Source organism: Pseudomonas sp. H1_D05 (assembly GCF_054682705.1).
On sequence record NZ_CP162825.1, the window covers coordinates 4,472,404 to 4,485,866 of the forward strand.

General features: G+C 59.1%; 14 protein-coding genes. 10 read left to right on the top strand and 4 right to left on the bottom strand.

The annotated features are described in order from the left end of the window. The first annotated feature begins 101 nt into the window (after positions 1-101). Complete coding sequence (locus AB4O11_RS20250; protein ID WP_093437383.1) at positions 102-344, top strand: DUF1652 domain-containing protein; 243 nt, start codon at positions 102-104, stop codon at positions 342-344. 4 nt (positions 345-348) lie between these two features. Here AB4O11_RS20250 and AB4O11_RS20255 read toward each other — a convergent pair whose 3' ends face one another. Then, positions 349-711 (bottom strand): NUDIX hydrolase, encoded by a 363-nt coding sequence (locus tag AB4O11_RS20255; RefSeq protein WP_093437386.1) that lies wholly within the window; start codon positions 709-711, stop codon positions 349-351. A 224-nt stretch (positions 712-935) separates the two neighbouring features. Here AB4O11_RS20255 and AB4O11_RS20260 point away from each other — a divergent pair, with 224 nt between their 5' ends. Then, positions 936-1,133: a DUF2188 domain-containing protein gene (locus AB4O11_RS20260; RefSeq protein WP_116255438.1), complete on the top strand. Its 198-nt coding sequence runs from the start codon at positions 936-938 to the stop codon at positions 1,131-1,133. Between the two features lie 67 nt (positions 1,134-1,200). Here the strand turns inward: AB4O11_RS20260 and AB4O11_RS20265 are convergent, their stop codons facing one another. Beyond that, complete coding sequence (locus AB4O11_RS20265) at positions 1,201-1,440, bottom strand: hypothetical protein (RefSeq protein ID WP_016983018.1); 240 nt, start codon at positions 1,438-1,440, stop codon at positions 1,201-1,203. Between the two features lie 184 nt (positions 1,441-1,624). On the opposite strand from AB4O11_RS20265, the gene AB4O11_RS20270 reads away from it, so the two are divergent. The 5 genes from AB4O11_RS20270 (at position 1,625) to AB4O11_RS20290 (ending at position 6,815) form a co-directional block, all read left to right on the top strand. After that, positions 1,625-1,960, top strand: coding sequence for a hypothetical protein (locus AB4O11_RS20270; protein ID WP_099758716.1), 336 nt, complete (start codon positions 1,625-1,627; stop codon positions 1,958-1,960). A 333-nt stretch (positions 1,961-2,293) separates the two neighbouring features. After that, positions 2,294-2,806, top strand: coding sequence for a formaldehyde-activating enzyme (fae, locus tag AB4O11_RS20275; RefSeq protein WP_093437400.1), 513 nt, complete (start codon positions 2,294-2,296; stop codon positions 2,804-2,806). Positions 2,807-2,816: 10 nt separating this feature from the next. Continuing rightward, positions 2,817-3,851, top strand: a complete 1,035-nt coding sequence (locus AB4O11_RS20280; protein WP_093437404.1) for an aldo/keto reductase — start codon at positions 2,817-2,819, stop codon at positions 3,849-3,851. Beyond that, on the top strand, positions 3,848-5,281 hold the full coding sequence (locus tag AB4O11_RS20285; protein WP_460090569.1) for an NAD-dependent succinate-semialdehyde dehydrogenase: 1,434 nt from the start codon (positions 3,848-3,850) through the stop codon (positions 5,279-5,281). Before AB4O11_RS20280 ends, AB4O11_RS20285 begins: the two co-directional genes overlap by 4 nt. 169 nt (positions 5,282-5,450) lie before the next feature. Beyond that, positions 5,451-6,815, top strand: coding sequence for an MFS transporter (locus AB4O11_RS20290; protein WP_116255441.1), 1,365 nt, complete (start codon positions 5,451-5,453; stop codon positions 6,813-6,815). Positions 6,816-7,020: 205 nt separating this feature from the next. On the opposite strand, the gene AB4O11_RS20295 is transcribed toward AB4O11_RS20290, so the two are convergent. Next, entirely contained in the window at positions 7,021-7,896 is an 876-nt protein-coding gene (locus AB4O11_RS20295) for a LysR substrate-binding domain-containing protein (protein WP_093437416.1), read from the bottom strand. Positions 7,897-8,104: 208 nt separating this feature from the next. Next, entirely contained in the window at positions 8,105-9,283 is a 1,179-nt protein-coding gene (locus AB4O11_RS20300) for a hypothetical protein (protein ID WP_186623579.1), read from the bottom strand. A 186-nt stretch (positions 9,284-9,469) separates the two neighbouring features. Here AB4O11_RS20300 and AB4O11_RS20305 point away from each other — a divergent pair, with 186 nt between their 5' ends. The 3 genes from AB4O11_RS20305 (at position 9,470) to AB4O11_RS20315 (ending at position 13,463) form a co-directional block, all read left to right on the top strand. Next, complete coding sequence (locus AB4O11_RS20305; protein WP_320337061.1) at positions 9,470-10,402, top strand: LysR substrate-binding domain-containing protein; 933 nt, start codon at positions 9,470-9,472, stop codon at positions 10,400-10,402. 234 nt (positions 10,403-10,636) lie between these two features. Beyond that, a complete protein-coding gene (aldA, locus tag AB4O11_RS20310; protein ID WP_460131126.1) occupies positions 10,637-12,061 on the top strand; it encodes an aldehyde dehydrogenase in 1,425 nt (474 codons plus the stop codon). A gap of 82 nt (positions 12,062-12,143) precedes the next feature. Continuing rightward, entirely contained in the window at positions 12,144-13,463 is a 1,320-nt protein-coding gene (locus tag AB4O11_RS20315) for an MFS transporter (RefSeq protein ID WP_460128118.1), read from the top strand.

Below are 13,463 nucleotides of genomic sequence, written 5' to 3' on the forward strand. Positions count from 1 at the left end.
TGGATTGTTGTGATCGGGTTGGCATTTTGTATCGGGCAAGCCACAAATGGCTCATCTATGCTCAACGAGTCGACCGACCAACGCCTGCGAGGCGTGCACTCATGCTTGCCATTGACGATATTTGCCGGATTGTCGAATCCGGCTTTCCTGCGTTCAAGTGTGACTGCATTCCGAGTGCGCAGGGACTGCTGCAAATCAAGGTTTATGAGCCGGACAGCGGGCGTGTCGAATTGCTGCTCACTGGCGTTTCCCCGGAACACCTCGTCACGATCCGTGACATTTCCAACTTCATCGGTGAGTTACGCACCGAAATGAGCGCCGGTCGCCGGGCCTTTGCTGGTTAACGCCTCATAAACGTCGTCGAAACGCTTCAACAATGCGCAATGTCGCCTCACTGGTGTGCAGATTGCGCACTGCGTCCAGCGGATGCCAGATGCAATCAATGATCTCGTTCTGCGGCCGCACCTGTTCGAAGTCCAGCACGGAGACCTCGTAGACATGATGCTGTGTGCTGCCGCTCTGCAATTCCATTAAATACAACACATCGTCGGCGTCCAGGCCGGTTTCTTCTTGCAGTTCACGTACGGCAGCCTGCGCTCGGGTTTCCCCGGGCTCGACCTTGCCGCCGGGCAATGTCCAGCGGCAGCGGGGTTTGCGTACCAGGAGAACGTGGCGATCCTGTTCGCATATAACGGTTGCGCGTACTTTCATCTGTTACCTGTTTATTGCTTGTCACGAAATAGTAATAAAACTGCAATATTTGAGCCGGGGCCAGCAACAAAGGTTTCATTTGGATTTGGAGCGTTGGCTGCAGCGTAAAGTGCCCGCGCCATGATGGTCGCGGCTTGCGACATTCGGTCGGCATTTCGGGCGGATCAGGGTGTAAGGTAAAAGCGTGAAGCTGGATCTGACCGTTAGCGAAAATGGAGGTGTCCATGAGCATGCCGATGTTGATCAAGATGCACATGAACGGCTATGACGTGCTTAGCGTGAACAATGGCCCATGGCGGGTTTGCACTCAGGGCGATCGGCTGGCGTCGTTTGGCAGCAGGGAGGAAGCACTGGCCTATGCCGCTGCGTTGCCTGGCTACAAAAAACGCTCGGCGCGCGCGCAAAGTCACAAAACCCACTGACAGGCAGGCCGTAACGAAAGAGCCCCGGCATGTGTCGGGGCTTTTGTTTGAGGTAGGTGGGTGGGTCTCAGTGGACCTTGGTCCGGCTGATGGCGCGGGCTTTCACTTCCTTGGCATAGAGTTGCAGCCGTTCCTCATCGCTTTGCAGCACCTCACAGGATCTCAGCACGCTTTGCGCATCTGCCTCGTTGCCGGATTTGCGCAGTTGTTCTGCGATACGTTTGAGGTCGACCGCCGACCATCTCAAGTCCGATGCAACGCTTTGCAGGTCGCGTTGAAGTTCGTGTTCGTATTCATTGAGCCGCATGATCACCTCCAGAACATTCTCGGTAGAAAAGAGTAGTCGCATTTTTCGTCGATGGGCAAAGCCTGTTCGTCAGCACGCTGAACGGTTGTGAAAAGTTGTGCAGATTGCGCCAAGGGCGCGGTGCCACGATGGATGTAGCGCCGCTTACACGCTACATTCACTTTTTTCAGATCAGGAATACACCATGCGGATATGGATCGGGAGTCTGGCGTTGGCCATGTTGGCAGGTTGCTCGTTGCCGGCCTCGCTGGTGCCGGGTGAGCCGAATATCAGCAAGACCAGTACCAAGTCGCCCAAGGACTATGCTGCGTGTTTATTACCGTTGTGGCAGAAGGATGTGGCCAAGACTTCGCAGACGTCGATTTCCAACGGCTACCGCATCACCGCGCCAAGCATCATCACGGCGGACGAGATCCTCGACATCGTCAAGTACAAGGATGGCAGCCGGGTTTCGTTGTATCAGGGGCCGCCGTGGGCCAAGTCCGGGTCGTTGCGCCAATCGGTGCGTGACTGCCTGTAACCACGCCTGCAGGCGGTGTGCATCGAGCGCCGGCCATCAATGGCCAATCCGGACGCATCGCCTTCAACCATCCCGCTCACTGAGCGGGTTTTTTTTGCCCGCGAGAAGGGCTATGACTAAAACTCATTGCCCCATGATTTTTAATGGTTACAGCCGGCTCCAGCCCCGGTGTTAAAAAATCGCAAACACAGCTCATCAATAACAACCAGAGAGCGTTTGCAGCCATGTCCCGTTTCTTCCGCCGTCTCTCCCCACGCCCGTTATTGACCGCGCTCGTCGTCCGGCCTGCGTGAGCTATCGAACATCCCTCGTATCGCACAAGAGTAATGACTGATGAAAGAACTCGACCTGTACATCGGTGAAGGTTTCGAAGGCCCGGGCGTCAACGCCGCACACATCAATATTCTGATCGGCCCGCGCAATGGTCCGGCGGGGCAGGCGTTCGCCAACAGCCTCGCATCGCCTAGCCAGGGCCACTGCCCGTTCATGGTGATCGCGCAACCGAACATCCCGGTCAAACCGATGACCTTGTACGTGAATAAAGCCGCGATCAGCAGCGACCTGCACGGCAACGCCACGTGGGGCGCCTCGCAGGCCGGGATCGCCAAAGCCGTGCTCGAAGCGCTGCTCGACGGCACGCTGCCGCCGGAAGCCGAAGACGAATGGGCAATCGTCACTGCCAATTGGGTCAATCCTGCGTGCGACGACCTCGATGCGGTGTACCTGAACAACTACAACGCCTGCCGCACCGCGATCCGCGCGGCACTGACCGGCAAGCCGGAAACCGCGCAACTGAAAGACGTCGTTGCGCACATCAGCAATCCTTTCTACACGCCAAAAGCCTGAGGTCGACGCCATGCAATACATCCGTTTGGGCAACTCCGGCCTGCAGGTTTCGCGTCTGTGCCTGGGCACCATGAACATGGGCACGCCGGACTGGAAACCGTGGATCTTCAATGAAAAGCAGAGTGAGCCGATCGTCGCGCACGCACTGGACAACGGCGTGAACTTCATTGACCTCGCCGACTTCTATTCCGCCGGTGTCGGCGAAGAGGTGGTGGGTCGCATCGTCAAGCGTCTGGCCCGTCGCGAAGACCTGGTGATCACCACCAAAGTCGGTTACGGCACCCGCAGCGGCATCAACGCCAGCGGCCATTCGCGCAAGCACATCATGGACAGCATCGATGCCTCGCTGAAGCGTCTGGACATGGATTACGTCGACGTCTTCATGCTGCATTACTTCGATGTGAACACCCCGGTCGAAGAAACCATGGGCGCCTTGAATGACATCGTGCGCTCCGGCAAGGCCCGTTACATCGGCGTTTCGACCATGCTCACCGGGCAGCTGGCGAAGATCCTCATGGCCTGCGAGCGCAATGGTTGGGTCAAACCGATCAACATGCAGCTGCAACTGAACTGTGCTTACCGCGAAGAAGAGCGCGAAATGATTCCGTTCTGTCGCGATCAGGGCATCGGCGTATCGGTGTTCAGTCCTTTGGCGCGTGGTCTGTTGACCGGTGACGTGCAGTCGACCCGCAACCAGACCGACTTTTTCACTCAGCAGATGTACAGCGACGAAGCCTCGTTCGAAATCGCCCACTCGGTGCAGCGCGTAGCCCGTGCTCGCGGTGTGTCGAATGCGCAGATCGCCCAGGCTTGGGTGGCGAACCATCCGGGCGTTGATTGCATGCTGGTCGGCGCCGACACCACCGCGCAATTCGACAGCGCATTGGCCGCACTTGAAACCAGGCTCGACGCTGATGAATTGCATGAGCTGGAACGCAATTACACCCCGTGCGACGTGATCAACGATTACACCGCCGGCAAACGCATCCTCCGCTCGGCGCGTCCGGGGCTTGAGCGTTTCACTCTGCAGGGAGCGGTGGCATGAGCGATTTGATCCGTCACGGCAACTTCATCGATGGCCAGTGGGGGCAGGGCGGCGCGACCTATCCGGTGCGCAACCCGGCCAACGGCGAGCTGATCACTGAGGTGCAGAAGGCTGGCGCCGAAGCGACCAGCCTGGCCATCGACGCCGCCAACCGCGCACTGCCGGCGTGGCGCAAATTGACCGCGAAGGAACGCAGTCAACGCCTCAAGCGCTGGAGCGAATTGATGCTCGCCAACCAGAAGGATCTGGCCACGCTGCTCAGTCGTGAACAAGGCAAGCCGCTGGCCGAGGCCATGGGCGAAGTGGTTTACGCGGCGAGTTTTCTCGAGTGGTTCGGCGAGGAAGCCAAGCGGGCCTACGGCGATGTGATCCCGAGCCACAAGGCCGATGCGCGAATCATCGTGGTCAAGGAAGCCATTGGTGTGGTCGCGGCGATCACCCCGTGGAATTTCCCGTTGGCGATGGTCACTCGCAAGGTCGGGCCGGCGCTGGCGGCGGGTTGCACGATGATTCTCAAACCATCGGAAGAGACGCCGCTGTCGGCCTTTGCCTTGGCCGTGTTGGCCGAGCAGGCGGGGATTCCGGCTGGTGTCTTCAACATTGTGTCCGGCGATGCCGTCGCCATCGGTGGCGCGCTGCAGGCATCGAGCATCGTGCGCAAATTGTCCTTCACCGGCTCTACTCGCACCGGCAAGTTGCTCATGCGTCAGGCCGCCGACACCTTGAAAAAGGTCTCGCTGGAACTGGGTGGCAATGCGCCGTTCATTGTCTTCGACGATGCCGATCTGGATGCCGCAGTCAAAGGCGCAATGGCCTCGAAATTCCGCAACACCGGGCAGACTTGCGTGTGCGTGAATCGCTTCTTTATTCAGGACGGCGTCTACGAAGCCTTCACCGGCAAGCTTGCGGAAGCGGTGGCGGCGATGCGCGTCGGCAGTGCACTGGACGGTGATACCGAACAAGGTCCACTGATCAACAGCGCGGCGCTGGCCAAGGTGGAAAGCCATGTCAGCGATGCCCTGGAGAAGGGCGCGACATTGTTGTGTGGCGGTCGTCGTCACGCCTTGGGCGGCACGTTCTACGAGCCGACCATCCTCACTGAGGTCAACGGCGACATGTTGATTGCCCAGGACGAAACCTTCGGTCCGGTGGCAGCGTGCTTCCGCTTCAAGGACGAGGCCGAAGTGCTGGAACGCGCCAATGACACGCCTTTCGGGTTGTCGGCGTATTTCTACAGCCGCGACATCGGCCGGGTCTGGCGTATGGCTGAAGGCCTGGAGGCGGGCATGGTCGGGATCAACGAAGGGATCATCTCCACGGAAGTGGCACCGTTCGGCGGAATCAAGGAATCGGGCCTCGGCCGCGAAGGTTCGAAGTACGGTCTGGATGACTATCTGGAGATCAAATACCTGTTGATGGGTGGTCTCTGATTCCCCGAAAACAACAATCTTTGTGAGCGCTGAGCCTGCTCGCGAAGACGGTCTATCAGTGGAAAGTAATGTGACTGACATGCCGCCTTCGCGAGCAAGCTCGGCTCCCACAGAAAGCAAAAGCAAGAGCAATCGGTTTCTCCGTCAATAACAACAATTGGAGACGAATATGTCCGCTCAACCCATAAAAATCGATGACCTGCCGATCGGCCGGTTTCACATCAAGATCGCCGGCCTGACCTTCGGCGCGCACTTCACCGACGGCTACATTCTCGGCCTGATCGGTATCGCGTTCACCTTGCTCAGTCCGCAGATGCAGCTGGATGCGTTCTGGCAAGGCTTGATCGGCGCGTCGGCGTTGATCGGGCTGTTTCTCGGTAGTCTGTTTTTCGGCTGGATCTCCGACAAGGTCGGCCGCCAGAAAATCTTTCTGGTCAGTTTTGTGCTGATCACCGTGGCCTCGGTGATGCAGTTTTATGTCGAAACAGCGATGAGTCTGTTTCTCTGCCGGGTGCTGATCGGCATCGGCTTGGGCGGCGATTTCAGCGTCGGCCACGCGATGCTGGCCGAGTTCTCGCCGAAGAAACATCGCGGCGTTTTGCTCGGTTCTTTCAGCGTGATCTGGACCTTCGGTTACGTTGCCGCAACCTTCGTCGGCACGGCGATGCTCAGCCTTGGCGATGATGCCTGGCGCTGGATGCTGGCGTCGTCGGCGATTCCGGCGGCATTGATCCTGATCGCGCGCATCGGCACGCCGGAATCGCCACGCTGGCTGGTCAATCAGGGACGCATCGCCGAGGCGCGGGCGATCGTCAAAAAACACTTGGGCGATAACGTCGAACTCGACGAAACCCGCTCTACGGAAACCCGTTCCGGGTATGCGGTGCTGTTCAGCCGTGAGTACCGCAAGCGCACCGCGTTCAACTGCCTGTTCTTCGTGTGCATCGTGATGCCGTACTTTGCGATCTACACATTCCTGCCGTCGATTTTGCAGAAGATGGGCCTGGCCGAAGGATTCGGCACTGAGTTGATGTTGAACATGCTGCTGATCCTCGGCGCGCTGATCGGTATCTGGTGCACGATCAAATTCACCCGGCGTGGATTCCTCATCAACTCGTTCATCATTCTCGCGGTGGCGCTGTTTCTGCTGGCGGTACTGCCGGGCAGTGCGGCGTGGCTGATGGTGCTGGTGTTTGGTCTGTTTACGTTGGTGTTGTCGGCGGTGAGCAATCTGGTCGGGGTGTTCCCGGCGGAGAGCTTTCCGACCGAGGTTCGCGCCAGCGGTATCGGGCTGGCGACGGCAGTGAGTCGTTTGGGGTCGGCCGTGAGTACGTTCCTGCTGCCGGTAAGTGTGGCCGGGATCGGCTTGAGCCCGACGATGGGCATTCTCGCGGCGATTCTGGCGATTGGCGCATGGCTGTCGTGGGCGTGGGCGCCGGAGACCAAATCGCTGACGTTGAGTCAGGCGTGCAAGGCGCAGACCACGGTGGAGGGGAGTTCGATTGTGGTGAGCAAAGTCGTCACGCCGATTTGATGTGCAAGGCTTAAAACCTCCCCCTCCCCCTCACCCCAGCCCTCCCGAAACGTCGGACCGCCCCCAAGGGGCGAGGGGGAAAGGGGGGCGATCTATGTAGTATTCAAAATCTACGTTCGACTCGGTATCTCAGGTCGGCGTAGTTCGAATAATCACCTCACCCTAGCCCTCTCCCTCCGGGAGAGGGCTAGGGTGAGGGGCTCTTTCAGGGATTGCTCACCAGGCTCAGCCAATCGGTGAACAGCTTCACTTTCGACAGGCCTTGCTTGTCATTCGCCACATCCAGCCAATAGCCATAAGGCCCGATCACTTCAATCGGAGTGATCGGCACCAGGCTGCCGTTGGCCAACTCCTTCTCGATCATCTGCCGATCAATCACCGCCAGTCCGCCACCCGCCAGTGCGGTGTGAATCACCTGATCGAGTGTGCTGAATTCCAAGCCTTGTCCCGCATCGATATCCTCTCGCCCCATCGCCGCCAGCCAGTTCTCCCAGACCTTCAGGCGTTTGCCGTCATGCAGAATGTGCAACAACGGAAACTCGTGCAGGTCTGGCGCTTGATCGCCGTTAAACAGCTCCGGACTGGCCACCGCAATATGCCGTTCCATGACCAATAGCTGACTGGCGCAGTGCGTTGACGCGGCGAGGCCAAAACGAATGTGGCAATCGATGTCCGCGAGGCTGTCGTGACTGGCCTGATTGGTCACGCTGAGGCTGATGTCGGGGTAGCGCTGGCAGAACGCGCGCAGGTGTGGCGACAGCCAGCGCGTGGCCCAGGTCGGTGGGGCGAGTACGCGCAGGCGCTGGCGCAGATTGGGCACGCGTACCGCTTGCAGGGCGCGTTCCATATGATCGAAGGCTTCGGCCAGATGCGGTTTGAGATTGCTGCCGGCTTCGGTCAGCGAGAGGCCTTGCGGGGTGCGCACGAACAGCGCGACGCCGAGGTAGTCTTCGAGTTGTTTGATCTGACGACTGACTGCGCCCTGGGTGACGTTAAGGCCGAGTGCGGCCTGGCTGAAGCTGCGATGACGCGCGACTTCTTCGAACACGCGCAGGGTGTTGAGGGAGGGCAGTTGACGCATGGAGGCAGAACCCCGGATCGAGCGTTTGGCTCGGTTTGTTTTTGTAGGTTTTGTTTGTAGGGGGTATCTGACTATTGGTGAGAGTTTGATGCAAGTGGAGTTTGTGCGGGCGCCTTCGCGAGCAGGCTCGCTCCTACCCTGGAATGCATTCCAATGTGGGAGCGAGCCTGCTCGCGAAAGCTATCTCATCGGCGCAATCATGTCGGGATCAGAAGTAGTAACCAACGTTCACATACACCTGGTTCTCCCACTGATCCAGCCCGCCCGCAGCCAGACTCTGGGTGTAACTGCTGCCGCCAATGTACGGATCATTCCGGCCAAACAACCACTCGGCCGCGACCCACAATTTGCTCACCGAAAACGAGCTGCCGAGGATCATCCGCTCTGACGTCTTGTAGCCGCTGGCGGATTTGTCGAAGGCGCTGTAGTTGGCGTAGAGCTTGACCCCGCTGACCTGATCAAAGAGGTATTTGCCTCCGACGTCATAGCTCAGGTCGGCCACGTACAGATTGCCGCGACTGGCGACGTTGTAAGTACCGTCATACCCACCCAACGTCACCACTTCATCACTGCCGGGATTGCGCGGCGACATCTGTTGCCGCGCCGCTTGCAGTTGCACGCCCCAAGGCCCGTTCTTGCCCAGATAGTGGATGGCCAAGGCGTTGCGCCGGCCATCGCTGTGGGTGTCGCGGTTCTGCAGGCTGGAAGTCAGGCCGGAGACGCCGACCTCGGACTTCCACGGACCCAGATCGAGTGCCTTGGCCACGCGCAGCACCACGGTGTTGCGTTCCTGGTTGTCGCTGCCATCGGCGACATAGCTGTCGGCCTCGGAGACGATGCTGGAGTAGCTCACGCCATTGCTGGTGCCTTTGCCTTGCCACGCCGGGCGCAGGTAGTAACCGGCCTGGACGTTCCAGTCGCCACTTTGCTGGATGTACTTGGCGCCGACCTGTTGCACGTCTTCGAGGCCGATAACGTTGCCAAGGGTTTCGTAGAAGGTGCTGCCGAAGTACGGCTGCAAGCCGAACGGCACGGTGTTCAGGCCGACCTGCACTTGCTGACCGGGATTGAATTTGTAGCCGACCCACGCGAACTTGGCGAACTGGATGTCGCCGTAGTTTTTCGTGTACTGGTAGGGATACGAACGACCGTAAAAGCGGTACTGCGCTTCACCGATCCAGCTGTCGGAATTGTACTTGGCACTGAGGAATACCGTGTCGAGACCGAACTTCTGAATGTCGCGATCCGGGTCCAGGTCCCAGCGCGCACGAATGGCGCCGCCCAGATCAAGATTGTCGGTGACCTGCACAGCCATCGCCGGAGCGGCAATGCTGCAGAACAGGACGATGGACGTGGTGCGCAAGCGAAAGGAAGCAGAGAAGGGCATGGAGCAGCTCTCGATTGTTTTTATTAGAGATGCCGCGCAGTTTTGCCATCCGCTGGTGGTTGAACAAACGATAAAAACGGTGAGTAAACCTGCATGGAATGCATGTTACTCGCAAATTCCTGTAGGACAGTCCGGCACAGTCGTGGGATGCTTTGTGCCCTGTCAGTGGTTTTCGAGTGCCTTGATATGAAACGCAAAATGCCCGGCCTGAACGCACTCAAAGCGTTCGAGGTGGCCGGCAGCACCGGTAGTTTTACCCGCGCCGCCGAGTTGCTCAATGTCACCCAAAGCGCCGTCAGCCGGCAGGTGCGGCAATTGGAAGAACAGCTCGGCGAGAGTTTGCTGGAGCGCCGCCATCACCATTTGGAGCTGACCGGTGCCGGCAAGATTCTCCTGCGGGCATTGCACCAGTCATTCGACAAGATCGAGCTGACAGTGCGCAGCATTCAGCAGAAAACCCACTCCAACCGCTTGCACATCAACGCACCGCCCACCTTTACCAGCCGCTGGTTGATGCCGCGTCTGGGCCGTTTGCGCGAGCAACACCCGGAGCTTGAGTTGAGCATCACCACACGCTTGCAGGACAGCCTCGCGGAAACCAGCACGCTCGATTGTGCGATCCGTTTTGGCGACGGCGAGTGGGACGGTCTCGACAGTTCATTTTTGATTCAGGAGCGCCATATCGCCGTGTGCGCCCCCTCTCTGTATGCCCGCGAAAGTGGCGAGTCGGGCATTGATCTCAATCGCCTGACGTTGTTGCACGTATTGGCCAAAGAGGATCAGCGTTATCTGACCTGGAAACATTGGCTCGATGCGGCGCGGATCACCGGCGTGGATACCCAGGGCGGCTACGAGTTCGATCTGCTGGATCTGGCGATTCGGGCGGCGACCGATGGTCTGGGCATCACCATAGCCGACTGGCACATGGTCGCTGCGGAACTGGCCAGCGGGCAGTTGACGCAAGTGCTGAATGTGCATGTGGAGGGGCACCAGTCGTATTGGCTGGTGACCCGGCCGGAGCAGACCGAGATGCCGCAGTTGCAGGTTTTTTCGCAATGGCTGCAAGAGGAAATCTGGCTGGCGCAGCGCCAGTTAGAGCCCTCGACCGCTGCTATCTGAATCAGCCCAGATTCCCTTGTAGGAGTGAGCCTGCTCGCGATGGCGGTGTATCAGCGAAAAATAGGTGGCTGACACACCGCCATCGCGAGCAGGCTCACTCCTACAGGGGATTTGTGCCGATGCGGGGGTAACCTGCATTTTTCGAATGTTTAACCGCCCGATAAATCGTTTGTTCAACCCGCCATCGATGACAAGACTGGTGGCATTGATAAAAACAAACGATGGGCGATGCACATGCGAATCGAGCGAAATTTTGTTAACGGCCAATTTATCGAGCCTGCCAGCGCGGCGCTGATCGCGGTCTACAACCCTGCTACCGAAGCGTTGCTCGGCCATGTGTCGGGTGCCACCGCCGAAGAAGCCACCGCGGCGGTCGATGCGGCGGCAGCGGCACAAAAGGTCTGGGGCAAACTCACCAGCATCGAGCGCGCCGAACATCTGCGAGCCTTGGCCACCGCCCTTGAAGATCGCGCTGAAACCATCGGTGCCGCACTGGCCGCCGAATCCGGCAAAAGCGTTAGCGATGCCAGCAACGAAGCCCGTTACGCCGCGCAGATCACTCGCTACCACGCAGAGTGGGCGCGCCGTATCGAAGGCGAAATCATCCCCAGCGACAGCCCTGACGAAAACCTGTTTCTGCACCGCGAGCCGATCGGCGTCGTTGCCTGCCTGATCCCGTTCAACTACCCGGTTTACACGTTGCTGCGCAAAATCGCCCCGGCATTGATCGCCGGTAACACCGTGGTGGTGCGCCCGAGCAACAACACACCGACCTCGGCATTTGAAATTGCCAAAGCGGTGCAGCAATCGGGCATGCCGGCCGGTGTGATCAACATCCTGACCATGGATCACGCCACGGCAGCGGCGGTTTGCACCCATAAGGCCGTGGGCCTTATTACCCTGACCGGCAGCGTCAACGCCGGGCGCATCGTTCTCGATTATTGCAAGGCAAACATCGCCAAACCTTCGCTGGAACTGGGTGGCAAGACCCCGGCGATCATCGAAGCGGATGCCGACCTGGAAGCGGCCGCGACAGCAATCATCGCGTCGAAAACCACGCATTGCGGCCAGTTGTGCACGGCGGTAGAGCGTGTCTATGTGCAGGAAAGTGTCTACGACCGGTTCCTCGCACTGCTCAAGGCCAAAATCGCTGAAGTGAAATTCGGCGACCGCGCCACCGACGCCAACCTGATGGGACCGCTGGTCAACGCCAGTTCGCAGCGGAACATCCACGCTTTGGTCGAGCGCGCCATCGCTGCCGGCGCGACGCTCGAAAGCGGTGGCGTGCTGCCGCAAGGCCCGGGGCATTTCTACCCGCCGACACTGCTCAGCGGTTGCCGTCAGGACATGGAAATCGTTCAGGAAGAAATCTTCGGCCCGGTGCTGCCGGTACTCAAATACCGCGACATCGACGAAGCGCTGGCCATGGCCAACGATCATCAGTTCGGTCTGTCGTCGGTGCTCTACACCGAGAACTACCGCACCGCACAGAAAGTCGCCAACGCCATCGAGGCCGGCGAGTTGTACGTCAATCGCACCCCGGCCGACCCGTATCAGGGCTACCACGCCGGCTGGAAACGCTCGGGCCTGGGCGGCGATGACGGCAAGCACGGCATGCTCGAATTCACCCAGACCCGACTCGTGGTCATGAAGTACTGATCCACCGCAACACGCCTCACGCTGCACCTATAAAAACAATTATCAGGGGCGCCCGGAGCACGGGTCGCCCGAGGTCACTTCAATGTCCAAGCATGCATCCTCTGCTGCCGCTGTTCAGGGTTCCACGTCGGCTGTGAAAAGCCAGAGCGACAAGGGAAGTCGCTATTTCCAATTGATGTTGCTGGTGCTCGCCGCCGGCGCAATCTATCCGATTCTCTATCTTCGTCAGGTCTATCAAACGACCATGCTCGAGGTGTTCCAGATCAACCACAGCGAGCTGGGTTATCTGTACTCGATGCTTGGCACGATTTTTCTGCTCAGCTACCTACCTAGCGGTTGGCTGGCCGACCGCGTTGCGCCGCGCTTTCTGATTTTCTTCTCGCTGGTGGCCACTGGTGCTCTGGGCCTTTGGTACTCGACGGCACCGTCGATGAGCGGGCTGATGATCATCTTCGGTTGCTGGGGGGTGACCACCGGTTTGACCTTTTGGGCCTCGGTGCTCAAGCGCGTGAAGATGATTGCTCATCACACGGAACAGGGCCGGTTCTTCGGGATTCTCGACGGTGGTCGCGGGCTGGTTGAGGCGTTGCTGGCGACGGTCGCGCTGGGTCTGTTCGCGTTTGCCACGGAGACCCGGGGCGAGTCGACCGCCGAAGGCTTCAAACACGTGGTTTATCTGTATGCCTTCACCTGTATCGCCATCGGCTGCTTGCTGGTGCTGATCAAGGACCCGAAGTCGATGGAAGACACGCCCGCGGTGGAGAAGGGCAAGTTCAATCTGCTCAGCGATCTGGGCACGCTGGTGAAGATCCCGGAGCTGTGGCTGGTGACCGCCATCGTGTTCTGCGGGTATCACATCTTCTGGGCGACCTACAGTTTCTCCGATTACTTGCAAGGCAGCGGCATGACGGCGGTCATGGCCGGCACCATCACCACGATCAAGTTGTGGATGCGCCCGATCGGCGGCATCGGTGGCGGCTGGCTGGGCGACAGGTTCTCGAATATCTCGGTGCTGATCGTCGCGCTGCTGCTGGCCAGTCTGGCCATCGTCGGGCTTATCGTATTCCCCGCGCTCAACAGCATTGGCCTGTTGATTGCCACGGTGATTTTCATCGGCCTGATGACTTACGCGATTCGTGGTCTGTACTGGGCGATTCTCGACAGCTGCAACATTCCGCTGCGCATCACCGGTCTGGCCATCGGTATCGTCTCGGTGGTCGGTTACATGCCGGATGCCTTTATCCCGCTGATCAACGGCTACCTCACTGAGCACTTTCCCGGCGCCCTCGGCTACAAGCTCTACTTCGGCTACATCGCGACTATCGGTCTGATCGGCACCCTCGCTGCCGTGACCTTGCGTGCCCGAATCAATCGTCAATCTTCGAAAAAAGCAGGTGCCTGA

Bases quoted from the DNA above. Each gene is read 5' to 3' on its own strand.
- AB4O11_RS20270 (WP_099758716.1), top strand. From the start codon at position 1,625: ATGCGGATATGGATCGGGAGTCTGGCGTTGGCCATGTTGGCAGGTTGC.
- AB4O11_RS20300 (WP_186623579.1), bottom strand. From the start codon at position 9,283: ATGCCCTTCTCTGCTTCCTTTCGCTTGCGCACCACGTCCATCGTCCTG.
- AB4O11_RS20285 (WP_460090569.1), top strand. From the start codon at position 3,848: ATGAGCGATTTGATCCGTCACGGCAACTTCATCGATGGCCAGTGGGGG.
- AB4O11_RS20260 (WP_116255438.1), top strand. From the start codon at position 936: ATGAGCATGCCGATGTTGATCAAGATGCACATGAACGGCTATGACGTG.
- AB4O11_RS20255 (WP_093437386.1), bottom strand. From the start codon at position 711: ATGAAAGTACGCGCAACCGTTATATGCGAACAGGATCGCCACGTTCTC.
- AB4O11_RS20290 (WP_116255441.1), top strand. From the start codon at position 5,451: ATGTCCGCTCAACCCATAAAAATCGATGACCTGCCGATCGGCCGGTTT.
- fae (WP_093437400.1), top strand. From the start codon at position 2,294: ATGAAAGAACTCGACCTGTACATCGGTGAAGGTTTCGAAGGCCCGGGC.
- AB4O11_RS20265 (WP_016983018.1), bottom strand. From the start codon at position 1,440: ATGCGGCTCAATGAATACGAACACGAACTTCAACGCGACCTGCAAAGC.
- AB4O11_RS20280 (WP_093437404.1), top strand. From the start codon at position 2,817: ATGCAATACATCCGTTTGGGCAACTCCGGCCTGCAGGTTTCGCGTCTG.
- AB4O11_RS20250 (WP_093437383.1), top strand. From the start codon at position 102: ATGCTTGCCATTGACGATATTTGCCGGATTGTCGAATCCGGCTTTCCT.
- AB4O11_RS20295 (WP_093437416.1), bottom strand. From the start codon at position 7,896: ATGCGTCAACTGCCCTCCCTCAACACCCTGCGCGTGTTCGAAGAAGTC.
- AB4O11_RS20315 (WP_460128118.1), top strand. From the start codon at position 12,144: ATGTCCAAGCATGCATCCTCTGCTGCCGCTGTTCAGGGTTCCACGTCG.
- AB4O11_RS20305 (WP_320337061.1), top strand. From the start codon at position 9,470: ATGAAACGCAAAATGCCCGGCCTGAACGCACTCAAAGCGTTCGAGGTG.
- aldA (WP_460131126.1), top strand. From the start codon at position 10,637: ATGCGAATCGAGCGAAATTTTGTTAACGGCCAATTTATCGAGCCTGCC.